Raw genomic sequence first — 25,170 nt, forward strand, 5'->3', positions numbered from 1 at the left:
CCACACCGTCTAAGGCCCGCTTTGCTCCCAGCAAGGCGGGCCTCTTTCGTGTCGGAGCTTTCGGCGAAAACAAGAAAGGCGGCTGGAACGACACGGTGCGCTCTACGTTGGCTAGGCAATGAAAATATTGAGGCCGATCCAGCGCCGGTGGCGACGACCTTTGAAGCCCATGCCATGGGGCGTTCTCCGGTGACCCGTGTAGCTGTTGGCAGTTCTGTATGCGATTCAGCACCGATCTTCATAATTTATCTACGAACTCCGGAAGCTTTTGTGCCTCTTAGACCAATAGCTGGATCAACAAGCGCCAATATCAGGTCGTTTTCGTGATGCTTTCAATTCGGGAGTTGAAATGGAACCTCACGGTGGCGGCGGAGTTTTCATCCAGGGCGGAGTTCCGATGAATACAATGGAGGCTATGATGAAACATTATCTTTCGAGTGCTGCGGCCGCGATCGTCCTGATGGGCGGCATTGGCGTGGCGATGGCGGAAAACGTCGTCGTCGTCCAGCCTGAGCAGGAGACGGTCGTTCGCCAATACATCAAGAAGGAGCCGCTTGCGTCGGTGAACCTGCTGGGCGTCGAACTCAAGCTCGGCTCGTCGGTGCCCGACACGGTCGAATTGCGTCAGGTGCCCGACGTCAAATATCGCGTCGCCGTGATCAATGACCAGACCGTTCTGGTCGATCCAGAGACACGCCAGATCGTCGAAGTCCTGCACTGAGTGGGGCCCGACGCATAGGCCGACACACCGGGATTGCCCGCGTTGGGTTGTCTTGGGAGGAGCCCGTCACCAGACATTCGCGTCGGTGGCGGGCTTTCCTTTGAGGCAGGCTTTGCCGTGGCCTATTCGGCGGCCAGCTTGTCCTGCGTGTTCGTCTCAAAGTCGCGGGCGTCGTGGCGCTCATGCAGCTGCATGGCGGGTTCACCGAAGGCGCGGTTGACCATGCGGCCGCGCTTGACCGCCGGGCGTGCGTCGATCGCCTTGGCCCAGCGCTGAACGTGCTTATACTCCTGCACGGACAGAAACTCGCCGGAATCATTGTACATGCGGCCGAGCGCCAGCCCGCCATACCAGGGCCAAACCGCCATGTCGGCGATGCTGTAGTCCTTGCCACCGAGATATTCGGACTCGGCCAGCCGACGGTCGAGCACGTCCATCTGGCGCTTCACCTCCATCGAGAAGCGGTCGATGGCATATTCGAACTTCTCCGGCGCATAGGCGTAGAAATGGCCGAAGCCGCCGCCCAGATAAGGTGCCGAACCCATCTGCCAGAATAGCCAGGACAGCACCTCGGCGCGGGCCGGCTGTTCGGTCGGCAGGAATTCGCCAAATTTTTCGGCGAGATAGACGAGGATCGAGCCGGATTCGAAGATGCGCACCGGGGTCTTGCCGCTGCGGTCCATCAAGGCGGGAATCTTTGAATTGGGATTGACCTCGACGAAGCCGCTGCCGAACTGGTCGCCATCGTTGATGCGGATCAGCCAGGCATCATATTCGGCGCCCTTGTGGCCGCGCGCCACAAGTTCCTCCAGCATGACGGTCACCTTGACGCCGTTCGGCGTCGCCAGCGAATAGAGCTGCAGCGGGTGCTTGCCGACTGGCAGGTCCTTGTCGTGCGTCGGCCCGGCGATCGGCCGGTTGATGCTGGCAAAGGCGCCGCCATTCGCCTTGCTCCAGGTCCATACTTTCGGCGGGGTGTAGTCGGTCATCTCGGGGCCTCGTGGGGAAGGATGGGCAGGTCGCCCTACAACTAGGGTTTCAGAGGGGGAAGTTCAACTTGCGTTGAACTATTGTTGACGGAGGCTCCGTTTTCCCTTCCCCTGGTGGGGTGATCAGCCGGATCGCGAAGCGAATTCATCATGCCAGTGGCCGCGCGAACCGCTTCTCACCCCTTGCACCATCTCTCTTGCGGCATACCTATAGAATTATCACCTATCCAGGAATGACAGCATGACCATCAATCCCAATCCGCGCTCGGTCGTTGCCGTGCGGGCCACCGTTCCGGAGGATGCCTTTACGGCGGGTGCCCTTGGCACGCTCAGGGAAGGCAGCGGTGTCGTCATCCGCAACGACGGGCTGGTGCTGACCATCGGCTATCTCATCACCGAAGCGGAAGAGGTCTGGCTGACCAGTCATGACGGCCGCGTCATCCCGGCGCACGCGCTTGCCTATGACCAGGAATCGGGCTTCGGCCTGGTGCAGGCGCTGGCGCCGCTCGGCCTGCCGGCGGTGGCGCTGGGCGATGCCGGCAAGGCCAGGATCGGCGACGCCGTGGTGCTGGCCGACGGCGTCGGCCAGTCGGTGCAGGCCAGGATCGTCACCAAGCAGGAATTCGCCGGCTATTGGGAGTATCTGCTCGACGAGGCGATCTTCATCGCGCCCGCGCACCCGTCCTGGGGTGGTGCCGGGCTGTTCGGCGCCGACGGCTCGCTGCTCGGCATCGGTTCGCTGCGCCTGCAGATGAGCCGCAACGGCGAGGTCGCCGACATCAACATGGTGGTGCCGATCGACCTGTTGCCGCCCATTCTCGACGATCTCCTGACGCGCGGCCATGTGGCCAGGCCGCCGCGCCCGTGGCTCGGCGCCTTGTCGGCCGAAAGCGACGGCAAGGTGGTGGTGATGAGCGTTACCGAAGGCGGCCCGGCCGCCAAAGCCGGCCTGCGGCAGGGCGACATCATCTCCGACATCCGTGACGGCGCGGTCGATGGGCTGGCTGATTTCTATCGCAAGCTGTGGGAGAGCGGCTCGGCCGGCGCGGAGATCCCGATGCGTGTGCTGCGCGACGGCCGCGAAACCTGGCTGCGCGTCAAATCGGCCGACCGCGGCAGTTTCCTCAAGAAGCCGCAGCTGCAGTAGGCATCGGCCGGGTTCCTTGCTCCAGGCATCGGCCGGGTTCCTTGCTCCCAGTCGGCCGCTCAGCGCGCCAGCGGGCTGTCCCAGACGACAAACAACAGCGCCTTCAGCTGGGCAAAGCGTTCCGGTCCGAGCTCGGTGCGCCACTCTTCCTCGATGTCGCGCAGGATATCGACCATTTTCCAGAAGGCGGCGTGTCCGCGTTCGGTGGACCGCACCACGCGCGCACTGCCTTCGCCCGGAATGTCGGAGCGCATGAGATAACCGTAACCTTCGAGACTGCTGAGCAACTGGTTGATGGCCTGCTTGCTCATGCCTGCGCGCTCGGCGATGGAGCCCGGGCGCGCGCCGTCCGGCCCGGGAAACTGCAGCACCGCCATATGCGGCAGGCGCAATTCGTCGAAGCCGGCGGCGTTGAGTTCCTTGATCAGCCGGCGCTGGATCGCCTGCGCCGGCACGCGCAGCAGCGCGCCGATCAGCAGGTCCTCGGTCTTGGTCTGCAGAACTTCAGCGGATGTGGCCATTGACGATTCGGTAAATTGAGTTTACTCATATGCGGTAAATGTAATTTACTCGGGGAGCTTGTGCAATGCCAGCCTTGGATCTTCAGGTCAATCCAGCCAACGAAACCATCGGTACCAAGGGGCTGTCGGTTCGCTTCCTGGTGTCAGGCGACAATTCGAATGGCAGCGTCGCCGCCTTCGAACTGATGGTGCCCGGCGCGCAGCGGCTGCCGGCGCCGGCGCACAGCCACGACCACTACGAAGAGACGATCTACGGCGTCGACGGAGTGTTGACCTGGACCGTCGACGGCAAGGCGATCGAGGTCGGGCCAGGGGAGGCGCTATGCATTCCACGCGGCGCCGTACACCGGTTTGACAACAATGGCACCAGGGATGCCAAGGCGCTTTGCGTCATCACGCCGGCGGCGATCGGCCCGGACTATTTTCGCGAGGCCTTTGCGGTGCTCAATGCTGCCGCCGGCGGCCCGCCCGACAAGCTCAAAATGATGGACATCATGCGCCGGCACGGATTGACGCCGGCAGCGCCGCCACCGACGTGAAGCCGGTCGAAGAAACGCCGGTCACCCGTCGCAAGCGCTGAAATCAGCACCCGGGTTCCAGTCCTTGAAGGCGACGGTTCGGCCTTCCACCGAGACGGTCCCGTGCTTCGAGCTGCCGTCAGGCTGCGTCTTGCTGCTGGTGCCCTTGCCGGTCAGCACGTTGTACTCACAGGCGCTGGCGACATTATCCTGCTGGAAGTCCTCGTAGTCATAGGCAAAACCGGCGACGATGAAGGCACCGTTGCGCCAGGCGATGGTCAGCGTCATGTTGGTCCGCTGGCCGCCGATCGGCATCGCCGGCAGATAGAACTTGATCGACCCGTTCGGCAGCATCGTCAGTTCCGGCTCGGTGTCTGAATTTTCGTAGCCCGGCCGGTCGTAACCGTTCCATTCGCCGAGGATCTGCTCGTGCACGATTTCGACGGGCTTGAGGTAATTGTGCTCCTTGTCCCTGAGGAAGAAGTGGATGTCCATCGGATTGCCGGGCTGGGTCTCGACGACCATGGCAAGGTCGACGGCGCCGTCGCCGTTGAAGTCGCCGGTCACCGCCGTGATGATTTTCAGGGTGTCGATCGGTTCGCCGAGGGCAGCTGTGGGCAACAGCATCGCCAGGGCGAAGAGCAGAGATTTCATGATGCGTTCCCAAGCGTGTGGAACAGGACCATCGCAGGTCTGCGAGATTTCGACAGCGGGGTGGAGGAAAATATTTTGGCCCGGGGGCGCCCTAGTCGAGTTGCGCACTCGCAAACACCACCAGGTTCCCGTCGGGGTCGCGCAGGCGCATGATGTAGAAATCGTCGGCTTCCTCGATCGGGCCAGGGTCGAGGCCAGCATCCATCAGCCGCTGCCGCTCGGGCGTCAGCGGCAGCACGCCGAGCGTCAGCGTGCTGGTGCCGGCCTTGTCCCTGTCCTCGAAGAGCTGCACCTCAGCGCTGTCGCTGAACTGCCATTCGGCCAGGCCCGGCATCGGCCGGCGCAGCGGCGACTTGCCGAAGAGCTTTGCATACCAGCCGATGCTGGCTTCGAGGTCGGCGCAGCTGACATGGGCGAAAATGGTCTGGATTGTCATCGGGAACCTCCATCCGGCGGTTGCACTGAAGCCGGAACGCGGCGATGGGTGGTGCGTTCCATCGTCATCCGCCAGCAGGTTTTGCTGCTGCCGAAAACTGACAGGGACCCATGTCACGATGTTGACGGATGATGTTTGGCTGGAGGCAAGATGTCGGTGATGCGGAACGAACGGGCAGGCCGGCTGATGGCGCCGGTCTGGGTCGATCCCGACAAGGTCAGGGAGTTCCCGGACGCGGCCAGCTTCCACGCCTGGCTCGGCAAGCACCACGCCGCGGAAACCGAGGTGTGGATCAAGGTCCACAAGGTGGGGTCGGGGCTGAAGTCGATCACGCCGAAAGAGGCCATCGACGTGGTGCTGTGCTTTGGCTGGATCGACGCGGTGCGCAAGGGGCTCGACGACAACAGTTTCCTGCAGCGCTACACGCCGCGCGGCAGGAAGAGCATCTGGAGCCTGATCAACATCGACAATGTCGCGCGGCTGGTCGAGGAGGGCCGCATGACCGAGCATGGGCTGAGACAGGTCGAGGCAGCCAAGGCCGACGGCCGCTGGGCGCGCGCCTACGGCAGCGGCAAGGAGATGAAAATCCCCGATGACCTGCAGGCAGCCATAGATGCCGAACCCAAGGCGAAAGAGATGCTGGCAAAGCTCAGCGCACAGAACCGCTTCGCGCTTGCCTTCCGCACCCACAACATGAAGACCGAAGCTGGCCGCAAGAAGAAGATCGAGACCTTCGTCGCGATGCTGAAGCGCGGCGAGACGATCCATCCGCAGGGCAAGAAGTAAGTCCTTTCAGGCGCCGGACTGCCGGCGCTTTGCGTGTAGCCGCACCCGTTTCACACTTTCTTGGAATTACTCCAGCCACGGTGGGTATTGGCCGCCTCGGGCTTTCGGGTGCCATGCAGTCGATCAAGGCGCTGATTAAGGCCGGCTGCGTCAGATCGAGGTCATTCGCCGCCGCCGAGAAGGACCCTGTCTCCGCCACTCGCGGGAACGTTCGCACTCCCGATACGATGTCCACTCTCACCCATACCATTCGACATAAACCTTATGTCCCGCATCCCAGGCGGGAGGCGCTTTACAGGATTATGGATATCATATATCCTTAAGGATATTAAATGTCCTCAAAAGGAGAGAGCAGTGACACAGCGCCTGAACGTCGCCCAACAATCGCCTGAGCTATTCAAGAAGTTTCTCGACTTCAGCATGGCCGAGGCGCGCAGCGTGATCGAAGAGAAGATCCGCGATCTGGTCCATATCCGGGCGTCCCAGATCAATGGCTGCGCCTTCTGCCTCGACATGCATGTCAAGGAAGCAAAGATCCACGGCGAGAGCGAGTTGCGGCTCTACCATGTCGCCATCTGGCGGGAATCGAACCTTTTCATTCCTCGTGAACGCGCCGCCCTTGCCTGGACTGAAGCCGTCACGAAGCTCCCCGAGGGCGGTATTCCGGACGAGCTCTACGAGCGGGTGCGTGGGCAGCTTTCGGAAAAGGAAATCTCCGACCTGACCTTCTCGATCATGGCCATCAACGCCTGGAACCGTGCCAACGTCGCCTTCAAGACCGTGCCCGGCTCTGCGGATAAACTCTACCGCCTCGACAAGGCAGGCCTGAACTAACCCCGTCCTTCTGGCAGACCCATCAATCGATGCGGCTCGACGTGGCGGCCGCTAACGGAGAAGTCTTATGAAAATCGTCATCATCGGGGGCACCGGCCTCATCGGTTCCAAGACAGTCGAACGCCTGCGCAAGCAGGGCTGTGAGGTGATCGCCGCCTCCCCGAATACCGGTGTCAACACCATCACCGGCGAAGGTCTGGAGGCAGCGCTCGCGGGCGCCGAGGTCGTGATCGACCTCGCCAACTCACCCTCCTTCGAGGACAAGGCCGCGATGAAATTCTTCGAGACGTCGGGCCGCAACCTGCTCGCGGCGGACAAGGCTGCCGGCGTCAAGCATCACATCGCGCTCTCGGTCGTCGGAACCGAAGCAGGACGTCGGCTATTTCCGCGCCAAGCTCGCCCAGGAAGAGCTGATCAAGGCTTCCGGCATTCCCTACACGATCGTTCATTCCACGCAGTTCATGGAGTTCCTGGCTGGCATCGCCCAATCGGGTACGGTCGGCGACGCCGTGCATCTGTCGCCGGCCTATGTACAACCCATCGCGTCCGATGACGTCGCCGACGTCATGGCCGGTGTCGCGCTCGCCGCGCCGATCAACGGCATGATCGAGATTTCCGGTCCGGAGCGCGTGCGAATGAGCGAGCTCGTCGCCCGCTACCTGAAGGCTGCCGGCGATCCTCGCAAGGTCGTGACTGATCCGGATGCGCTCTACTTCGGCGCGAGGCTGAACGACACGTCGCTCGTCTCCGACAACAATCCCCGTCTCGGCCGCATCACCTTCGAGCAATGGTTCGCCACCTCGGCGCGGAAATGACCGTCACGATGCGCCGCAGCTTCGGGGGCGGCGTTCCACTCAACGCATGAAAGGAGTTTCGAAATGATCAAATCAATCGTTGCCGCCCTTATCGTCACGGCTGCCTTGGCAAGCCCGGCCGCAGCCGAGGACACAGGCGGGAAGGCCGCCAAAGTCACGCTCGTCTATGAACATGAACTGCCGAATGTCCCCGGCAAGAGCATCAAGGGCATTCTGGTCGAATATGGTCCCGGCGGTCACTCGGAAGCGCACACCCATCCGACCTCCGCCTTCATCTATGCAACGGTTCTGGAAGGCTCCATCCGCAGCCAGGTCAATGACGGCCCGGTCCAGGTCTACAAGGCCGGCGAGAGCTTTTCGGAATTGCCGGGCGATCGCCACAGTGTGAGCGAGAACGGCAGCAAGACCAAGCCCGCAAAACTACTGGCAGTCTTCGTGGTCGACACCAACCAGAAGGAACTGATCTATCCTGTCAAGAAGTAGGCCGACCAGGCAAGTAGGCCGGGCGCCCATCCTTGCGTCCGGCCGTGCCGGTAGGCTGAAATCATGCCGGCGAGTCAATGTCGGGTGATCACCGCCCAGTGCTCTCCACGCTCCCGTGGCCGGCATTTTCGCGTGGCATCCTCAGGGTGCCCGATGGCCCGCCTGTTGTCTGTAAGAAGGACTAGCCATCCGTCACGATCTGCCATTTCCATTCATCCGGCGCGCTCCAGCACCCATTCAAAGCTGCTCTTCCAGAGTTCGGCTGGAATCTCCTGCGCCAGGGCCTCGGTGAGATCGGAAAGCTTGACGCTGCGCAATTTTGCCCGCCAGGCCTCGTCGGCTTCCCACATGATGCGCGACACCGCGCAAGGGCTGCTTTCGCAATAGTCCTGCGGACGGCATGGGTTGTTTGCGCGGATGTTGTTGCACACGAACGTCGGCGTCTTGCCCTCGACCGCTTCGACAATATCCAGGAAGGTCAGTTCAGCCGGTGTCCGCGCCAATCGATATCCACCTGACGGACCCAGCGTCGTATGGACCAGCCCCGCCTGCGACAGGCTTTGCAGGGCCTTGGAGAGATACTCCTTGGGAAGGCCGTGGAACTCGGCAAGCGCTTTTGTCGAGAGATAGCGCCCGGCAGGCAGGCCTGCGAGAATGGCGCAGCAGTGCAGCGCCCATTCGACTTGGCTTTTCAGGATCATCGATGAATTCCGGGGTCGATACTGACCGAGCTTTATTAAGGATACAAAATATCCCTATTCTCCTGCGGTGTAAACAGGCGGGTTCCCGGTCCCGCTTGAGTGGGGTTTCAGCATCGTCCGCAGGGCAAGAGGTAAGCCGTTCAGGCCCCGGAATGCGGGTCAATGCTGTAGGGATGGACCGGATAGCCGGGACCGATGGCGTCGCGCACGCGGCCAATCCACCCCATGACCGCCGGATAGTCCGCCAGCGAGAAGCCGCAATCCTCGGCGCGATGGCTGTAGGCATAGACAGCGATATCGGCGATCGTGAAGTCGTTTCCGACGAGAAACGGGGTGTCGCCAAGGCTGCGGTTCATGGCGGCGAGGGTGCGGGCTCCGGCTTCGCGCTTGCCTGCAACCATGCCCTGGTTGCGCTCGAGGCGTCCGGTCAAGGTCCAGAAGCGCAGCGAGCCGATGACCGGTTCGACATTGTACTGTTCGAAGAACAGCCACTGCATGACTTTGGCGCGCTGATAGCGGTCCGCCGGCAGAAGGGGCGTCCCTTCGGCGAGGTAAGTCAGGATCGAATTGGATTCGGCGATGGCACTGCCGTCTTCGAGCTGGAGCACCGGTACGGCACCGGCAGGATTGAGTTCAAGGAAGGCGTCGGTGTGGCTCTCGCCCTCGAAAATCGAGACCTTGCGACTGTCATAGGGGATATTGAGCAGCCCGAGCAGAACCCGGACCTTCCAGCCATTCTGCGATGGCAGATAATCATGAAGCGTGAGCATGGCTGGTCCTCGTGATGGATCAACCATCGCATGGCGTGCCGCCCGGCCACCACCCGATTCCTGCACGCCATCGCATGAAGACTGCGATCCCGGCCACCTAATAAATCACTTCTGCTCGTGCCATCTTTCTCCCGAAGCAATCGACATCCCAGGAGCAGCACATGAACACGCAATCCAGCAAGGTCGCGCTGGTTACCGGCGCCAATCGCGGCATCGGGCTCGAGACCGGGCGCCAGTTGGCGAAGCTCGGCTTCACCGTTCTGCTCGGCGTGCGCGACCTCGCCAGAGGCGAAGCGGCGGCACGAGGCCTCGATGGCCATGTCGAGGCCATCGCGTTCGACGTCGCGGCGCCCGACGCTGCGGCATTGGCGGCGGCGGATGTCGAGCGCCAGTTCGGCCGTCTCGACGTGCTGATCAACAACGCCGCGATCCACTACGACGCCGGTTCGCGGGCCTTGCTGCCGGACTGGACGGTGATCCGCGAGGCGTTCGAGACCAATGTCTTCGGTGCCTGGCGGGCTGCGTCCGCCTTCGCGCCGCTGCTCAAGGCCGGTGGCCATGGCAGGCTGGTTAACGTTTCTTCCGAGGGTGGTTCGCTGGCCTCGATGGGGGCGGGGGCGCCGGCCTATTCGACATCGAAGGCGACGCTCAACGCGCTGACCTGCGTGCTGGCGGCTGAACTGCGCGGCGCCGGCGTCCTGGTCAACGCCGTCTGCCCGGGCTGGGTCGCCACCGACATGGGCGGGCCGGGCGGGCGCCCCGTTGCGCAAGGAGCAGCGGGCATCGTCTGGGCGGCGACCTTGCCGGACGAAGGGCCGACCGGCGGTTTCTTTCGCGACGGCAAAAGGCTGCCGTGGTGACGGATGGTACCCTGACCAGGCGAGATGGTGGTCTGTACGAACGCGGGAATGATCGGCCGGCTCCAATCGATGTGTCGCGCAAAGCACTTCAACATCTGAATCGTTGAATTGCGCTAACATCTTGGTTTCACACAATTGCAGCGAAAGACGGTTCCGCACTTTTGCCGAAACTGCACGCAAGAAAAAGCCGCCCTCGCTTTTGCGAGTGGCGGCCTCTCCTGGGAGGAAGCCAGAAAGAAAGCGCTATCAATAAGCCTTGCAGTGCTTGTTGCCGGTGTGCTTGTGGCTGTGCTTCCTGAGATATGATCTCACTCAGCCTCATCGTCCGGCGTCACCCCAAGCAGCTCCAGAGCGTTGGCCAGCGTCCTGATGCCTTGCGCCTGCTTGCGCTCGGCACAGAAGCGGATGGCTGTCTTCTGCAGTGTCGTTGCCTCGGCGACCTCGGCTGTCTCGGCTTTGGTCTGGATGACTTCGTCGAGTTGATGACTGAGCCGGTCGCAGTGCTCGCTGCGGGTGATGGCGGCTTTTGCTTCCGACGGTCCGATCGCGGTGACGGCAAGCGACATGCCGAGCAGGGCACCCGTCCATCCGTTAGAACCTCGTTGCATTGCCGGTAACATCCGTTGGCGTTGTGCCGCGACCATTCCGGCTGCAGCGGGGATGCTTATGCCAGCCAATCTTTTCGCCAGTTTTTCCGAACTGTTGAATCTTGTTTCTGGATTGTGTCCGGGGACGGTCTTGGCTTCTCCCACAAGAAGGAGGGAAGTGTTGCCGCTGCGGCGCTTGTGCCTCTTCCTCTGGCGCCCGCCATCGCGTATGGCCCCGGGGAAAATCCTTCCAAGTTCCAAGCCCCCGGAAATCGCATGATCAGACTGGAAAGCATCAGCAAGCAGAATGGCCGTCAGCTTGTCTTCATCGAAGCGTCGGCGGCGCTGCAGAAGGGCGAGAAGGTCGGCCTCGTCGGCCCCAACGGCGCCGGCAAGACGACGCTGTTTCGCATGATCACCGGGCGGGAACAGCCCGACGAAGGCCAGGTGCAGGTCGATCGTGGCGTCACCATCGGTTATTTCAGCCAGGATGTCGGCGACATGGAAGGCCACAGCGCGGTGGCCGAAGTGATGAACGGCGCCGGGCCGGTGAGCGACGTGGCGGCCGAGATGGCCGCACTCGAGGCCGCCATGGCCGACCCCGACCAGGCCGACCAGATGGACGACATCATCGCCAGATATGGCGAGGCGCAGCACCGTTTCGAGGAGCTCGATGGCTATGCGCTCGACGGCCGCGCGCGCGAGGTGCTCGATGGCCTGGGTTTCAGCCAGGAGATGATGGACGGCGATGTCGGCAAACTCTCCGGCGGCTGGAAGATGCGCGTGGCTCTGGCCCGCATTCTTCTGATGCGGCCCGACGCCATGCTGCTCGACGAGCCGAGCAACCATCTCGACCTCGAAAGCCTGATCTGGCTGGAATCCTTCCTGAAGAACTATGATGGCGCATTGCTGATGACCTCGCACGACCGCGAGTTCATGAACCGCATCGTCAACAAGGTGGTCGAGATCGACGCCGGTTCATTGACAGCCTATTCCGGCAATTACGAATTCTACCAGCAGCAGCGGGCGATCGCCGACAAACAGCAGCAGGCGCAGTTCGAGCGCCAGCAGGCGATGCTGGCCAAGGAGATTGCCTTCATCGAGCGCTTCAAGGCGCGCGCCTCGCACGCCGCCCAGGTGCAGAGCCGGGTGAAGAAGCTGGACAAGATCGACCGCGTCGAGCCGCCCAAGCGCCGCCAGACTGTGTCGTTCGACTTCCAGCCGGCGCCGCGCTGTGGCGAGGATGTCGTGACGCTGAAGAGCGTCCATAAGGGTTATGGCAGCCGCAGCATCTATGAGGGGCTCGATTTCCAGGTCCGCCGCCGCGAGCGCTGGTGCATCATGGGCGTCAACGGCGCCGGCAAGTCGACGCTGTTGAAGCTGGTCGCCGGTGCGTCCGAGCCCGACGCCGGCACCGTGGCGCGCGGCCCAAGCGTCAAGATGGGCTATTTCGCCCAACACGCCATGGAATTGCTGGAAGGCGAGCGCACCGTGTTCCAGACGCTCGAGGACGCGTTCCCGCAGGCCGGCCAGGCGCCGCTCAGGGCACTCGCTGGCTGCTTCGGCTTTTCCGGCGACGAAATCGAGAAGAAATGCCGGGTGCTGTCAGGCGGCGAGAAGGCGCGGCTGGTGATGGCGCTGATGCTGTTCGACCCACCCAACCTGCTGGTGCTCGACGAGCCGACCAACCATCTCGACATCGCCACCAAGGAGATGCTGATCACGGCGCTTTCGCAGTATGAAGGCACCATGCTCTTCGTGTCGCACGACCGGCATTTCCTGGCGGCGCTTTCCAACCGCGTGCTGGAACTGACGCCAGAAGGCATCCACACTTATGGCGGTGGCTATACCGAATATGTCGAGCGGACGGGGCAGGAAGCGCCGGGGCTCAGGAGCTAAGGGCGCCGAGCCACTACCCCGCGGCCAGCCATTTGCGCGACTGGGCAAAGGTCTTGAAGGCCTTCGCCTCCATCGGGCGGCCAAGAAAGTAGCCTTGCAGGATATCGCAGCCAAGCTCCTTCAGGATGCGCGCGTGCTCCATCGTCTCGACGCCCTCGGCAACCACTTCGATGCCGAGCGATTTGCCGATCTCGATGATCGACGACACCAGCTGCCGCTGGGCCATTGAGCCAGTGATGGGCGTGACCAGTTGGCGGTCGATCTTGAGGCGACGCGGCCGCAACTTGAGCAGCGAAACGATCGAGGCATAGCCGGTGCCAAAATCGTCGATCTCGATGTCGATGCCGAGCTCCTTGATGTGCTCGATGTTCCAGGTGACGAGATCGTCGTTCTCGTCGAGGAAGATGGACTCCACCAGCTCGAACGACACGGTTCCTTCCTTGATGGCGAGCTCGCGCAAACCCTTGATCAAGTCCTTGTCCTCCAGGCGCCTGGCCGAGACGTTGACCGAGACACGCGGGATGTTGAGGTGGCTGCGCGACCAGCGCTCGAAATTCTCCAGCGCATCCTTGAGGACGATGCGGTCGATCAGCGCCACGACATTGAGCTCTTCGGCCACCTTGAGATAGGCGTCGGGGGCCAGGATGCCACGCCGCGGGTGCTTCCAGCGCGACAACGCTTCGACGCCGACGATCTCGAGCGTCCTGGCGTCGAACTGCGGCTGGTAGTAGGCGACGAATTCATCCCGCTCCAGCCCGCCCAGGATCTCGTCGGCGACCTGCTTGGTCCGCACGATCTCGCTCTGCAGTTCCTCGTTGAAGAACTCGTAGCGGTTGCGGCCACGGCCTTTCGCCCGGTAAAGCGCGAGATCGGCGTTGACGAGCAACTGCTTTGCGTCGACGCCGCTGTTGGCGGCAATGCCGATGCTGACCCCGAACCGGCACTGATGGCCCCGGTAATAGACAGGCTGGCGCATCTCCTCGATGATCCGGTCGGCGAGTGCCGAGAGTTCGTCGTCGTCACGCCCATGGCTCACCACGACGAACTCGTCGCCGCCGATGCGCGCAACGAAATCCGCGGAGCCGGCATTGGCCTTGATGACCTTCGAGGCATGGATAAGCATCGCGTCGCCCGCTGCGTGCCCGAGCGTGTCATTGATCTGCTTGAAGCGGTCGAGGTCGAGATGCAGCAGCGCCATGCGGTCGTGTTGGCCGGTTTCGGCCAGCATCTCGTCGAGATAGCGGCGGTTGGGCAGGCCGGTCAGTGAATCGTGCAGCGCCACATGCTCGATATGCGCCTTGGCGAGCTTCAGCTCGGCGTTCTTCGATTCCGACAGCTGGCGCTCGCGAATGAGGTTCTCATTGAGCAGGACGTCGCTGGTCACGTCCCATTCGGCGCCGATCAGCTTGGGCGTGCCGCCGATGTCCTGGAAGAAGCTGGCGCGCGTGCGCACATGACGGACGGCGCCGTCGGGGCGCAGGAGCCGGTATTGCGAGAAGTAGGGGCCTTTTGTCGTCGCGGCCGAATCGAAGTCCTGCTTTGCCCGCTCGATGTCCTCTGGGTGGATCGCCAGCGCCCAGTCGTTATAGCCGCGTGGCTTGCCGTCGGCCGGCTTGCCATAGATTTCGTTGACGCGTTCGTCCCACAGCAGTTCGTTGGTGGCGAGGTCGTGCTCCCAAACGCCGATGCCCGAGGCGTCCAGCGCCAGCTCCAGGCGACCGGACAGGCGCCTCAACTCGGCGTCGTTCCTTTGCCTTTCGCCAAACAGCCGCCCGGCCACGAGAATCGGCAGCACCACCAGCGCGCCGGCAAATGCCATGAGCGCCCGCAAGGTCCATTGATTTTTCGGAGCCGCTGGCCAGCCGTCCTTGGGGATGGCCGAAATCTGCCAGGAACCCGAAGGCAACTGCACATCGGCCGATACGGGCTTGCCGGCGACGACAGTGCCGTTGCCGAAGAAACGTTCGCCCCCGCCGCCCAGCGCATCCTTGCCGGTCAGCGCGACATCGATGTCGAGATCGGGGTCGGCCAGTCCGCTTGCCGCGTAGAGCCGGTCGACATCGACGACTGCCGAGACGATGCCCCAGAAGCGGTCGCCGCCTCCCGCCGTCGGCACGAAGACCGGGATGCGACCGATGAAGCCGCGCCCGCCTTGCGCCAGTTTGACCGGTCCGGCAAATACCAGCACGCGCTGGTCGCGCGCCCGAAGCGCTGCCAGGCGTTGCTCCTCGTTCTTGCGGTAGTCGAGCCCGATTGCCTTCTCGTTGCCTTCCATCGGGAACATCAGCGAGATGACCAGGTCGGGCGCGCCGGCGATGTTGTGCAATTGCGATTTCTGCTCGAACAGATTGCCTGCGAGCGACGCAAATCTCTGCTGGCCCATGTAGGGCTCTGTAACGATGGCCGAGACGAGCCCCTGAACAAGCTGGAGATTGCCGTTTATGTTGCCTTCGAGCTTGGCGCGGATGACGTTGACCTTGGCCAGCACATCGGCGCGCGCCAGTTGGTCGGAGACCTTCCTGTTCTGCTGGTCGGCAACGACGGCGCAGACCATGAGCACAACAAAGGCTATTGCCGCCGGCAAGTTGGCGGTAGAAAAAACGGCCTGTCTCAAGCGGCCGAGACTGTATCGCGTTGTGGCCAATTCGACCCGGGTACCTTTGCTGGACAATAGCTCGTCGGTCGATCCTAGTAGCAAACGCTTAAATTTAACCTTCCAGGCTAGCGTGAAGTTTCAGCATCGTGCCTATGCCGGCCTTTCAGCTCGCAGGCTGAACTGCCAACCACTAAAGGCTAAAGGTTCGCATCTGCGAAGATGCGCGATGCCCAGTCGAGGAAGACGCGAAGCCGCGGCGAGAGCTGCCTGTTTTGCGGGTAAAGCGCCGACAGCGGTGTCGGCGAGGGCGGGTAGTCGGCCAGCACCTCGACGAGCGTCTCATCGGCAAGGTCCTTCTCGAAGCGATAGCGCGGTGCCTGGATGAGGCCAAGTCCAAGCCGTGCCAGATCGGCGGCGGTGTCGGAATTGTTGGCGGCGACGCGGCCCGGCAACCGGATATTGCGGGTCTTGCCGGCGACGGTGAATTCGAATGGAAGGGTCTCGCCGGTGCGCGACGAGATGAAGCCGACTGCCTGGTGACCGTCCAACGCATCGGGGGAGATCGGCATGCCGTGGCGTTCGAGATAGGCGGGACTGGCGCAGGTGATCTCGCGGACCATCGCCAGGCGCCGCATGATCATGCCGCTGTCGGGGGGCTCGCCGACACGTATCACGCAGTCGACGCCCTCGCGCACGAGATCGACCAGCCGGTCGCTCTGGCCGATCTGCAAGTCGATGCGGGAATAGCGGGCGAGAAACTCGGGCAGGCGCGGCAACAGGAATGTGCGGGTGAGCAGCGTGCTGGCGTCGATGCGCAGCAGCCCGTAGGGCTCGGCATTGCGGAAGGCGGCCTCGGCATCCTCGATCTCGGCGAGGATGGACAGGCAGCGCCGATAATAGGCCTCGCCGTCCTGCGTGGCATTCACCTGCCGCGTCGTTCGCTCCAGCAGGCGCGCGCCGAGATGCTCTTCGAGCCGCCGGATCGCTTCCGTCGCGGTCGAGCGCGGCAGGCCGAGATCTGCCGCAGCGGCGGTGAAGCTGCGCCGCTCCAGGACGCGAACGAAGAGCCGCATGGTGTCCAGACGATCCATGGTCTTTGTTCGCAGTTTCCGAATAGTCATGTCAATAGGCGGCTGATTATCCGGAAGATGGCTTGGCCTATATCCGTGTCACCAACAACGCGGAGACACTTCCATGACAAATCAGCAGACAGATACAGGCACTCAAACCAGAGCGGCGATCGTGACCGGCGCCTCCAAGGGCATCGGTGCCGCCATCGCGCGACGGCTCGCCGGCGACGGTGTCGCCGTCGTCGTCAACTATGCGCGGGGACGCGCGGAGGCCGAAGAGCTTGTCCGGGCGATCGAAGCCGGCGGCGGCAAGGCGATCGCCGTGCAGGCCGATATCGCCGATCCGGCCGGCCTCACGAGGCTGTTCGATGCCGGCGAGAAGGCATTCGGCGGCATCGACATCCTCGTCAACAATGCCGGCATCATGAAGACGTCGCCGATCGCCGAGACCGATGACGCCTCGTTCGACATGCAGGTCGCGATCAATCTCGGCGGTGTATTCCGCGGCATGCGGGAAGGTGCGCGCCGGCTTCGCGACGGCGGTCGTATCATCAACTTCTCAAGCAGCGTCGTCGGCCTCTACCAGCCGGGTTACGGCGTCTACGCCGCCACCAAGGCGGGCGTCGAGGCGATGACCCACATCCTGGCCAAGGAACTTGGCGCGCGCCGCGTCACCGTCAACGCGGTGGCGCCCGGACCGATCGAGACCGCCCTGTTCACGGATGGCAAGAGCGAAGCGCAAATCGAGGCCATCGGCAAAATGATCCCACTCGGCCGGCTCGGCCAGCCCGAAGACATCGCCGGGCTGGTGTCGTTCCTGGCCGGGCCGGATAGCGGTTGGGTGAACGGGCAAATTATCCGCGCCAATGGCGGCGTGGTCTGAGGCGACAATCATGCAACAGACAATTTTGATAACAGGCGCTTCCAGCGGCTTCGGCGCGATGACGGCGCGGGCGCTCGCAAGCGCGGGCCACACGGTCTATGCATCGATGCGCGACCCGGCGGCGCGCGGCGGTGCGGCGGCCGCCGAGATGGAAAAGTTTGCTCGTGATGAGGGCGTGGCGCTCTACCCCATCGCGCTCGACGTGACCTCGGACGCCTCGGCAGAGGCGGCAGTCCGGCTGATCGTTAGCGAGGCCGGCCGGCTCGACGTGCTCATCCACAATGCCGGACATATGGGGTTCGGACCGACCGAGGCTTTCGCGCCCGAACAGCTGGCGCAGCTCTATGACGTCAACGTCGTCGGCACACAGCGCGTCAACAGGGCGGCCTTGCCGCATATGCGCTCTCTTGGCAGGGGCCAGATGATCTGGGTCGGCTCGAGCAGCACGCGGGGCGGCACGCCGCCCTTCCTCGCGGCCTATTTCGCGGCCAAGGCCGGTATGGATGCACTGGCGCAGAGCTATGCGCTGGAACTCGCCCGCTTCGGCATCGAGACGACCATCGTCGTGCCGGGCGCCTTCACCAAGGGCACCGAGCATTTTCATCATGCGGCAGCGCCGGCGGATGCGGAGTGCGCCGCGCTCTACTGGTCCGGCCCCTACGCCGGCGTCGATCAGCAGGTGCTGAAGGGGCTGGCCGCACTTGAGCCGGCGGATGCCGACCCGGCTGATATCGCGGCGGCCATCGTCGACCTCGTGGCGATGCCGCACGGAAGGCGTCCGCTGCGCGTGCACGTCGACCCCGCTGACGATGGTGCGGCGGTCGTCAATGGCGTCGCCGATCGCGTCCGCGCGCAACTCATGGAACGGATCGGCCTTGCCGACCTGCTCCATCCGACTGCTTGAACCCAACCCTCAAAGACCAAGGAAAACGATCATGCCATTCGCCAACATCAAGATGCCGCAAGCGGCTCTCTCCAAGGCGCAGAAGGAAGACCTCATCCATCGAACCACGGCAATGTTCGTCGACTTTTTCGGCGAAGGCGTCCGGCCCTACACGATGGTGCTGGTGGAGGAGGTCGCCGACGGCGGCTATGGCCGTGCCGACGAAGTCTTCGTCGTGCCGGAGGCCTATCGCGCGAAGGAGTAGCGCCCGAACCGCGCCTTACCTTGGCCGGCGGGGCTGAGGAAGGCGCGGCGCCGACGCGCCGGGAGGGCCTACTTGCCGGCCATGTGATCGGCAAGCTCCTGGGCTTGGGCGAGAAGCGCTGGGAAGACCGGCTCGCCCGGCAGGTGCTGGCCCACACAGGCGCGATAGTCGGCGTCACCTTTCTCCCAGGCGGCATTGGCGGCGTCATACGACTTTTGGTCCTTGAGGTCCGAGGCTTGGTAGGCCTCCTGGAACTTCTGGGCGGCGGCGTCCGCCGAGGCCCACAAGGCGTCGCAGGCGGCGATCTTCGGAACAGGCGGTGCCGCGGGGGCCGAGGCGATCATGACGCTGTTGCCCTTGACGAGCGTGACGATGACCTGCTGGTCGGGGTTCGGTCCTATGTCCTGCGCCCAGCCGCCGAGCCGCGCAAAGGCGATGTCGGCGCCTTCAGGCTTCTTCAGCGGAAAGTCGAGCGTCCCCGTGAACGCGGCGTCGCTGTTGATCGCCTGGGTGTAGAAGGCATCGAGCTTCAGCGCCTCGTCGATGCCGGTGGGCAGTCTGAAGCTCGTATCCATCTCTGCGCCTCTGGACTGGAGCCACCGCTCGAGAAGCCCCCGCGTCGTTGCTACCAGGCTCGGGCCGTCGTCGCCTTTGGTGTAGCGCAACCCGTCCAGCATGCCGAACCCGATATCGGCATCGCTAAGGCTTTCGAGATTGATCGTGCCGGTCGCCGGGAAACCTGAAACCGCCAGGGGGCCGAGAAGGGCTGAAAGCCGCTTTTCCAGATCGGCCAGCGCTTTCGTCCCGGCGGCATCGAGCGTTTCCACCGGCTCGTTTGCGCTTTCCAGCGCTGCGATAGCGGAAATCGCCTTGTCGCGTGCGGCGACATAGTCGTCCTCCGGCGAGGCCGCGAAAGCCGCTCCGGTCGCGAGTGCGAAAACGATCATCCAGACCAACCGCATGACATAGCCCCCTTATGGCGATCGACAGATTGGGAGCCATCGAGCAGCTTTGCGGCTATTGCGCGGCACGCCTCACCCCTTCCGCTTCTCCACCTCCGCCTTCCTCAGCAAGAACCGCTGGATCTTGCCGCTCGGCGTCTTCGGCAATTCGGTGACGAAGTCGATTTCGCGCGGATAGGCGTGGGCCGAGAGCCGCTTGCGGACATGCTGCGCCAGTTCCTCGGCCAGTTCCGGGCTGCCGCGAAACGAAGATGCAAGGATGACGAAGGCCTTGACGATCTCGGTGCGCTGCGGGTCGGGCACGCCGACAACCGCTGCCTCGTTGACCGCCGGGTGTTCAATGAGCGCGCTTTCGACGTCGAACGGGCCAATGCGATAGCCCGACGAGGTGATGACGTCGTCGGCGCGGCCGATGAAGCTGATCGAGCCGTCCGGCTCGAACTCGACCGTGTCGCCGCTGCGGTAATAGCCGCCCGAAATCGCCGGCGTTTCCGCCTGGTGGTAGCCATCGAACCAGCGCAGCGGCGAGTTGGCGATGTCGACGGCGAGGATGCCGGGCTGGTTGGGGCCGAGCTCCTGGCCGGCATCGTCCAGCACGACGATGCGGTAGCCCGGCATGGCAAAGCCGGCCGAGCCGGGGCGCACCGGGTGCGACAGGCCGTGATGGTTGTTGACCAACATGCCGTTCTCGGTCTGGCCGTAATGGTCGTGGATCGGCACGCCAAGATGGGCGTCGAACCAGCGGATGACTTCCGGGTTGAGCGGCTCGCCGGCGCTGCTCACCACGCGCAGCCGACCCTTGATGCGGGCGGCGGGCGCCGCGCCTTCGGCCAGAAAAAGTCGGAAGGCGGTCGGCGATCCGGCGAGGCTGGTGATGCCGAGGCGCTCGATGATGTCGTAGGTGCTGTTGGCGGTGAAGGCGCCCTCGTTGAAGGTGGTGGTGATGCCGAGCAGCAAGGGGCCGGTGATCGCGTAATAGAGGCCGTAGGCCCAGCCGGGATCGGCGATGTTCCAGAAGACGTCGTCGGGCCGCAAACCGATCGCATCGCGCATATAGGCGCCGAAGGCCAGCAGGGCGCGAAGCGGCACCGGCACGCCCTTGGGCAGGCCCGTCGTGCCCGAGGTCGACATCATCATGAACAGGTCGTCGCCCTTGCGCATGACCGGCTCGCAGGAAGTCGAGGCGGCGGCAAACGCGGCGCGGAAATCGATGTCGCCCGCCGGCAAGGTCTCGCCAGGGGCAAGGATGGTCGCCACGCGGGGGCAATCCTCCACCTCGTCCAGCTTGCCGCGATTGGCGGTGTTGGTGACGACGAGTTTTGCACCGCTGGTCTTCAGTCGGTGCTCGATAGCTTTCGGGCCGAAGGCGGTGAACAGAGGCTGGTAGACCGCGCCGATGCGCCAGGTACCGAGGATAAGCGCCACCAGTTCGGGAATACGCGGCAGCATGCCGGCGACGACGTCACCGGGGCCGACGCCGGCCAATTTCAGCATATTGCCGACGCGCGCCGACATATCGCGAAGATCATCGAAGCTGAATTCCCGCAGCTCGCCATTGGCGGAGATCGCGCGCAGCGCCAGCCGGTTTTGCCCGGCGTGGCGATCGCAGCATTCGACGCAGGCATTGATGCCGGTCGACGGGTCGCCATGAAGGCGCGCGACTTCATCCTCGATACGAAAGCGCTGAACGGCATCCGCGTAGCGCGGCAAGCCGGCCGAAGCTCCAACCATCGCAGCCTCCCTCCGTGGCGGCGTCCTCGTGGACAATCGCCATTGCCGACAGGATAGCCAAGATCGCACTGATGGTCGATGAGGTGATCGCCGCGACGCTTGGTGCAAACGGGGTAGGGGCTCGCCTGCCCGCTTCGGACGCCAGGACCGCGCCGAGGGGTATCCGGCCCCAAGCGCTCTTCAGCCTCTGGCCCTAGAGGCCGAACCAGCGCGAGCGGCGGCTCGATCCAAAAGTCTCCTTGTCAGCGCGCAGCGCCACCGAGGGCTCGAAGTAGGTGCCGGTTGGTGCTGGGCCTGAGAAGAAATCGACCTCGACCTTGCCGATGCGGCCGCCGCCGAACTCGATATAGCAGGTGCCGAAGCCGTCATAGAGCGAGCCGCTGCCGCTCTGGCGCAGTTTTGCGATGAGCCCGGTAGCAACGGCGCGCGCTGCACCCTCGGCGAACACGCCGGCCTTGGGCGTGCCGGTGTTGGCGCCGTCGCCGACGGCATAGACATTCTCGTATCTCGTTTCGAGCGTACGCGGATTGACCGGGATCCAACCGTTCTCGGCCATGCCGCTTTCCAGCACCACTGGCGGCACGCGATGCTTGGGAACACCGAGGAAGAGATCGAACGGCATTTCCGTGCCGTCGTCGAGCACCGCCACATTGCGGGCATTGTCGACGGAGGCGACGCGCCTGCCGGGGACAAACTTGATGTCGCGTTCGGCAAAGGCCGCCAGCAGCGCTCGCGAGGTGTCGGGCGAGGGTGGTACCGGGCTGCCAAGCGGCAGCACCAGGGCGATCTCGCAGGCCTCTCGCACGCCCTGCCTGACCAGATAGTCGTGCAGCATCAGCACACATTCGCTGGGTGCCGGCGGGCACTTGTAGGGCGCCCCGCAGACGCCGACCATCGCCTTGCCTTTTCTGAAGGTCGGCAGCACACCGCGCAGCCGCTCCGCCCCCGCCACGGTGTAGAACTCGTTGGTTCCCGAAAGCCCTGGCGTGGCGTCGAAATCATATTCGGCACCCAGCGCGACGACGAGGTGGTCGGCGTCGAACACGCCGTCATTGGTGGTCACCCGGCGCCTTTCGGGGTCGATCGAGGTTATCGTGCGCTTCAGCATCCTGACGCCGGGCTTGGCGTAGCTTTTGTAGGGCAGGCGCACGGCCTGCGGCGTCTTCAGGCCGAACATCACGTCCAGCTTGGAAAAGCCGAACACGAAGGAATCGCTCTGGTCGATCAGCGTCACCTCGATGCTGTCGTCCATCGCTTCGGAAAGCAGCGTCGTCAGTTCCAGGCCGCCGAAACCAGCTCCCAGCACGACGATGCGCGGTTTGCTTGCAGTGTTCATCTTTGTTCCCAGCCATGTTTCCCGGTTGATCGATCATTCCCGTCGTGGCGGCGGGACTTCCCGTGTCCTCGCCGCCAAAGTGTTGGCCGTCCAAGTCCAGGTAGGTTGGTCGATGTCAGGTCAGGACTGGCTGCGGCACGATGCGGATGTAGGGCTTCGGCTCCTTCCAACCCTGAGGGTAGAGTTGCTTCGCTTCGTCGTTCGACACCGATCCCGCGATGATGACGTCGTCGCCTGGCTTCCAGTTGACCGGCGTCGCTAGGCGGTGCTTGGCCGTCAGCTGCAGGGAGTCCACCACGCGCAGCACCTCGTCGAAGTTGCGGCCCGTCGTCATCGGGTAGGATATCACCAGCTTGATCTTCTTGTCCGGGCCGATGACATAGACGTTGCGCACCGTCTGGTTGTCGGCGGCGGTGCGTCCGTCGGCGCTGTTGCCGGCCGACGCCGGCAACATGTCGTAGAGCTGCGAGATGGCGAGCGTCGGGTCGCCGATCATCGGGAAGTTCGGCGCCATGCCTTGCGTCTCGGCGATGTCCTTGGCCCAGCCGGCGTGCTTCTCGACCGGGTCGACCGAGAGGCCGATGACCTTGACGCCGCGCTTGTCGAACTCGGGCTTGAGGCGCGCCATGTAGCCGAGTTCGGTCGTGCATACCGGCGTGTAGTCCTTGGGGTGGGAGAACAGGATGCCCCAGCCCTTGCCCAGCCATTCGTGGAAGCTGATCGTGCCTTCGGTGGTCTCGGCGGTGAAGTCGGGGGCGATGTCTGCGATACGGAGTGACATGGTTGCTTTCCTTTCCGGTTGGAATTCGATTGCGGGGGCAAATTAGGAAACCTATGTTCCGCGAGCGTTCCCCGACGCTCCCTGGTTGGTGACGGCTCTGGCGCCCCAGGGCTGGCTTTCCTGATGGTGCCTGTATGCGCGTTTCGATCCATCTGCTCGGCCGCTTCGCCGTCAGCGTCGATGGTCGCCCGATCCCGGCGGCCGACTGGCGGCGCGACCGCGCCTCGGCCCTGGTCAAGCTGCTGGCGCTCAGGTCTGCCCACCGCATCCACCGCGAGCAGGCCATGGAAATTTTCTGGCCCGACGCCGATCCCGAGGCGGCCGGCGCCAATCTGCGCAAGGCCATTCATTTCGCGCGCCGCGCGCTGGGAGCCCACGACCTGATCGAGGTGAGCAACGACATCGTCTCGCTTGCCCCGCATGCCGAGCTCGAGATCGACGCCGAAAGCTTCGAGGCCGCCGCCAGGGCGGCGCTGCGAGGTGGTGACCGGAGCGCCTATGAGCGCGCCGCCGACCTTTATGGTGGCCGGCTTTTGCCGGACGATCTTTTCGTCGAGTGGCTCGACACACCGCGCGCGCAATCGCAGCAGCGCTACAGCGATCTTTTGCGCGCCGGCGGCCTATGGCAGCGCCTGATTGCGCTCGACCCTGCCGACGAGCAGGCCCAGTGCGCGCTGATGCAGGCGGCACTCGATGCCGGCAACCGTGTCGAGGCCATCCGCCAGTTCAACCAGCTGCGCGACAACCTGCACGCCGAACTCGGCGTTGGGCCGAGTGCGGCGACCATCGCCCTTTACGAGAAGGCGCTGGCCCTCTCCGGCGCCGCGACCGTCAACCCGTCGGAGCGCATCCGCACCTCGCTCGCCTGGGGCCTGGTGCATTTGCAAAGCGGCGAGTTCGACAAGGCAAGCGAGATCGCCAGGCACACCCGCGACCTGGCGCTCGGCGCCGACCTGCCGCGCGAAGTCGGCGAGGCGAGCGCGCTGCTCGGCATCGCCTCGATGATGCGGGCGCAGTGGCCGCAACTGTTCCGCACCGAATTCATCGAATGGGTTCGCGCCAAACCGGCCTTCGTGCAGCATGTCTTCGATGGCCACCTTTGCCTATCCGAATTCTGCCTCTGCAGCGCCTCGGGCCATGCCGAAGTCGCAGGCCTTGCCCGCGAACTGCTCACCGTGGCCGAGGAGGCCGGATCGAGTGCCGGTCGCGGGCTTGCCTGCCTGCTTCTGGGTGAGGCGGCGCTGTTTTCGGGCGACCTCGACGAGGCCGAGCGCCACCTGACCGAGGCCGAGCGGCTGCTGCTCGAGGCGGACGCGGTGGCCGGCCGCGTGCTCGCCATAGAGCGGCTGGCCGAGATCGCGCTGGAGCGCGGCCAGAAATGGCGCGCCAGCCGACTCATCCAACGCGGTCTCACCGACGCCGAACGCTCATGGCTGTCGCCGCACCTGATCATGCGCATGCAGGCGCTGGCCGTGCGGGCAGCGGCGACACCCAAGATGGTGGCGCAGGAGATCCTCGCCGGCGACCGGCTGTTGACCCACGGCGCCTGCCAGCCCTGTTCGATGGCGCTGCGCACGGCCTCTGCGATCGCGCTTGCCGAGGCGGGCGAACTGGACCAGGTCGACCGCCGCCTGAACGACGCCGAGCGCATCGCCGGCATGTGGCATGGCGGCCCGTGGGCAGCCGCCCTTTGGGAAGCGCGCGGTGTGCAGCGGCGGGCGCAGAACCACGAGATCCGCGCGCTCGCCGCCTTCGACGAGGCGGCCTCGCGCTATCAGGAGCTCGGCCGCCCGCGCGACCAGGCCCGCTGCCTTGCCCGCATGGGCCCCGAGGGTTGACGGCAGGAACCGATTACGCGCCCCCATGACGGATGGCGCGTGGGCTGGCCTCACCCGCGCGGGCCTGTATGATCGCAACGGGAATGCCTGGGAGGAGGCTCGCT

At 64.0% G+C, this 25,170-nt stretch carries 25 protein-coding genes and 2 pseudogenes; 13 read left to right on the forward strand and 14 right to left on the reverse strand.

Features of this window, described 5'->3' with window-relative positions; genetic code table 11:
• Positions 1-418: 418 nt before the first annotated feature.
• Complete coding sequence (locus AC1DYW_RS14990) at positions 419-721, forward strand: DUF1236 domain-containing protein (protein WP_477226733.1); 303 nt, start codon at positions 419-421, stop codon at positions 719-721.
• A gap of 122 nt (positions 722-843) precedes the next feature.
• Here the strand turns inward: AC1DYW_RS14990 and yghU are convergent, their stop codons facing one another.
• Positions 844-1,710, reverse strand: a complete 867-nt coding sequence (yghU, locus tag AC1DYW_RS14995) for a glutathione-dependent disulfide-bond oxidoreductase (protein ID WP_477226734.1) — start codon at positions 1,708-1,710, stop codon at positions 844-846.
• Between the two features lie 241 nt (positions 1,711-1,951).
• Between yghU and AC1DYW_RS15000 the strand changes: the two genes are divergently transcribed.
• Entirely contained in the window at positions 1,952-2,857 is a 906-nt protein-coding gene (locus AC1DYW_RS15000; protein WP_095091217.1) for a S1C family serine protease, read from the forward strand.
• A gap of 59 nt (positions 2,858-2,916) precedes the next feature.
• Here the strand turns inward: AC1DYW_RS15000 and AC1DYW_RS15005 are convergent, their stop codons facing one another.
• The gene (locus AC1DYW_RS15005) at positions 2,917-3,378 is read right to left on the reverse strand and encodes a MarR family winged helix-turn-helix transcriptional regulator (protein WP_477226735.1); all 462 of its coding nucleotides are present in this window, start codon (positions 3,376-3,378) and stop codon (positions 2,917-2,919) included.
• Between the two features lie 65 nt (positions 3,379-3,443).
• On the opposite strand from AC1DYW_RS15005, the gene AC1DYW_RS15010 reads away from it, so the two are divergent.
• On the forward strand, positions 3,444-3,917 hold the full coding sequence (locus AC1DYW_RS15010) for a cupin domain-containing protein (RefSeq protein ID WP_477226736.1): 474 nt from the start codon (positions 3,444-3,446) through the stop codon (positions 3,915-3,917).
• Between the two features lie 21 nt (positions 3,918-3,938).
• Here the strand turns inward: AC1DYW_RS15010 and AC1DYW_RS15015 are convergent, their stop codons facing one another.
• A complete protein-coding gene (locus AC1DYW_RS15015) occupies positions 3,939-4,550 on the reverse strand; it encodes a hypothetical protein (RefSeq protein WP_457152166.1) in 612 nt (203 codons plus the stop codon).
• Positions 4,551-4,641: 91 nt separating this feature from the next.
• The gene (locus AC1DYW_RS15020; protein ID WP_457152167.1) at positions 4,642-4,986 is read right to left on the reverse strand and encodes a VOC family protein; all 345 of its coding nucleotides are present in this window, start codon (positions 4,984-4,986) and stop codon (positions 4,642-4,644) included.
• 186 nt (positions 4,987-5,172) lie between these two features.
• On the opposite strand from AC1DYW_RS15020, the gene AC1DYW_RS15025 reads away from it, so the two are divergent.
• Positions 5,173-5,772, forward strand: coding sequence for a YdeI/OmpD-associated family protein (locus AC1DYW_RS15025; protein ID WP_457152170.1), 600 nt, complete (start codon positions 5,173-5,175; stop codon positions 5,770-5,772).
• A gap of 139 nt (positions 5,773-5,911) precedes the next feature.
• Here the strand turns inward: AC1DYW_RS15025 and AC1DYW_RS15030 are convergent.
• Positions 5,912-6,022: pseudogene (locus AC1DYW_RS15030) on the reverse strand (helix-turn-helix domain-containing protein); the annotation flags it as partial.
• Between the two features lie 104 nt (positions 6,023-6,126).
• Here AC1DYW_RS15030 and AC1DYW_RS15035 point away from each other — a divergent pair.
• The 3 genes and pseudogenes from AC1DYW_RS15035 (at position 6,127) to AC1DYW_RS15045 (ending at position 7,904) form a co-directional block, all read left to right on the forward strand.
• A complete protein-coding gene (locus tag AC1DYW_RS15035; protein ID WP_457152168.1) occupies positions 6,127-6,606 on the forward strand; it encodes a carboxymuconolactone decarboxylase family protein in 480 nt (159 codons plus the stop codon).
• 67 nt (positions 6,607-6,673) lie between these two features.
• Positions 6,674-7,421, forward strand: a pseudogene (locus tag AC1DYW_RS15040) (SDR family oxidoreductase).
• A 63-nt stretch (positions 7,422-7,484) separates the two neighbouring features.
• On the forward strand, positions 7,485-7,904 hold the full coding sequence (locus AC1DYW_RS15045; RefSeq protein WP_477226737.1) for a cupin domain-containing protein: 420 nt from the start codon (positions 7,485-7,487) through the stop codon (positions 7,902-7,904).
• A gap of 212 nt (positions 7,905-8,116) precedes the next feature.
• On the opposite strand, the gene AC1DYW_RS15050 is transcribed toward AC1DYW_RS15045, so the two are convergent.
• Together AC1DYW_RS15050 and AC1DYW_RS15055 are read right to left on the reverse strand one after the other, a co-directional pair.
• Positions 8,117-8,605 carry an RrF2 family transcriptional regulator gene (locus tag AC1DYW_RS15050; protein WP_095091225.1) on the reverse strand — a complete coding sequence of 163 codons (489 nt, stop codon included), beginning with the start codon at positions 8,603-8,605 and terminating at the stop codon, positions 8,117-8,119.
• Between the two features lie 140 nt (positions 8,606-8,745).
• Complete coding sequence (locus tag AC1DYW_RS15055; RefSeq protein WP_477226738.1) at positions 8,746-9,375, reverse strand: glutathione S-transferase family protein; 630 nt, start codon at positions 9,373-9,375, stop codon at positions 8,746-8,748.
• Between the two features lie 161 nt (positions 9,376-9,536).
• Here AC1DYW_RS15055 and AC1DYW_RS15060 point away from each other — a divergent pair, with 161 nt between their 5' ends.
• Positions 9,537-10,235, forward strand: coding sequence for an SDR family NAD(P)-dependent oxidoreductase (locus AC1DYW_RS15060; RefSeq protein WP_457150288.1), 699 nt, complete (start codon positions 9,537-9,539; stop codon positions 10,233-10,235).
• A gap of 308 nt (positions 10,236-10,543) precedes the next feature.
• On the opposite strand, the gene AC1DYW_RS15065 is transcribed toward AC1DYW_RS15060, so the two are convergent.
• Entirely contained in the window at positions 10,544-10,843 is a 300-nt protein-coding gene (locus AC1DYW_RS15065) for a hypothetical protein (RefSeq protein WP_457150289.1), read from the reverse strand.
• 255 nt (positions 10,844-11,098) lie between these two features.
• Here AC1DYW_RS15065 and AC1DYW_RS15070 point away from each other — a divergent pair, with 255 nt between their 5' ends.
• Complete coding sequence (locus AC1DYW_RS15070) at positions 11,099-12,721, forward strand: ABC-F family ATP-binding cassette domain-containing protein (RefSeq protein WP_477226739.1); 1,623 nt, start codon at positions 11,099-11,101, stop codon at positions 12,719-12,721.
• A gap of 13 nt (positions 12,722-12,734) precedes the next feature.
• On the opposite strand, the gene AC1DYW_RS15075 is transcribed toward AC1DYW_RS15070, so the two are convergent.
• On the reverse strand, positions 12,735-15,275 hold the full coding sequence (locus AC1DYW_RS15075) for a bifunctional diguanylate cyclase/phosphodiesterase (protein WP_477227082.1): 2,541 nt from the start codon (positions 15,273-15,275) through the stop codon (positions 12,735-12,737).
• A 239-nt stretch (positions 15,276-15,514) separates the two neighbouring features.
• A complete protein-coding gene (locus AC1DYW_RS15080; protein WP_477226740.1) occupies positions 15,515-16,408 on the reverse strand; it encodes a LysR family transcriptional regulator in 894 nt (297 codons plus the stop codon).
• A gap of 103 nt (positions 16,409-16,511) precedes the next feature.
• Here AC1DYW_RS15080 and AC1DYW_RS15085 point away from each other — a divergent pair, with 103 nt between their 5' ends.
• Genes AC1DYW_RS15085 through AC1DYW_RS15095 form a run of 3 tightly spaced genes read left to right on the forward strand, consistent with a single transcriptional unit; the run spans position 16,512 to position 18,418 of the window.
• On the forward strand, positions 16,512-17,270 hold the full coding sequence (locus tag AC1DYW_RS15085; protein ID WP_477226741.1) for an SDR family oxidoreductase: 759 nt from the start codon (positions 16,512-16,514) through the stop codon (positions 17,268-17,270).
• Between the two features lie 7 nt (positions 17,271-17,277).
• Positions 17,278-18,174 (forward strand): SDR family oxidoreductase, encoded by an 897-nt coding sequence (locus AC1DYW_RS15090; RefSeq protein WP_477227083.1) that lies wholly within the window; start codon positions 17,278-17,280, stop codon positions 18,172-18,174.
• A 31-nt stretch (positions 18,175-18,205) separates the two neighbouring features.
• The gene (locus tag AC1DYW_RS15095; protein WP_127263805.1) at positions 18,206-18,418 is read left to right on the forward strand and encodes a tautomerase family protein; all 213 of its coding nucleotides are present in this window, start codon (positions 18,206-18,208) and stop codon (positions 18,416-18,418) included.
• A 68-nt stretch (positions 18,419-18,486) separates the two neighbouring features.
• Here AC1DYW_RS15095 and AC1DYW_RS15100 read toward each other — a convergent pair whose 3' ends face one another.
• The 4 genes from AC1DYW_RS15100 to AC1DYW_RS15115 form a co-directional block, all read right to left on the reverse strand.
• The gene (locus AC1DYW_RS15100) at positions 18,487-19,380 is read right to left on the reverse strand and encodes a hypothetical protein (RefSeq protein WP_477226742.1); all 894 of its coding nucleotides are present in this window, start codon (positions 19,378-19,380) and stop codon (positions 18,487-18,489) included.
• Positions 19,381-19,452: 72 nt separating this feature from the next.
• Positions 19,453-21,111 (reverse strand): acyl-CoA synthetase, encoded by a 1,659-nt coding sequence (locus tag AC1DYW_RS15105; protein WP_477226743.1) that lies wholly within the window; start codon positions 21,109-21,111, stop codon positions 19,453-19,455.
• 193 nt (positions 21,112-21,304) lie between these two features.
• Entirely contained in the window at positions 21,305-22,447 is a 1,143-nt protein-coding gene (locus AC1DYW_RS15110; RefSeq protein ID WP_477226744.1) for an NAD(P)/FAD-dependent oxidoreductase, read from the reverse strand.
• Between the two features lie 115 nt (positions 22,448-22,562).
• Positions 22,563-23,228, reverse strand: coding sequence for a peroxiredoxin (locus AC1DYW_RS15115; RefSeq protein WP_095091235.1), 666 nt, complete (start codon positions 23,226-23,228; stop codon positions 22,563-22,565).
• Between the two features lie 134 nt (positions 23,229-23,362).
• Between AC1DYW_RS15115 and AC1DYW_RS15120 the strand changes: the two genes are divergently transcribed.
• Positions 23,363-25,066 carry a BTAD domain-containing putative transcriptional regulator gene (locus tag AC1DYW_RS15120; protein ID WP_477226745.1) on the forward strand — a complete coding sequence of 568 codons (1,704 nt, stop codon included), beginning with the start codon at positions 23,363-23,365 and terminating at the stop codon, positions 25,064-25,066.
• Positions 25,067-25,170 lie beyond the last annotated feature (104 nt).

It is taken from the genome of Mesorhizobium sp. P2_D5 (genome assembly GCF_056404355.1).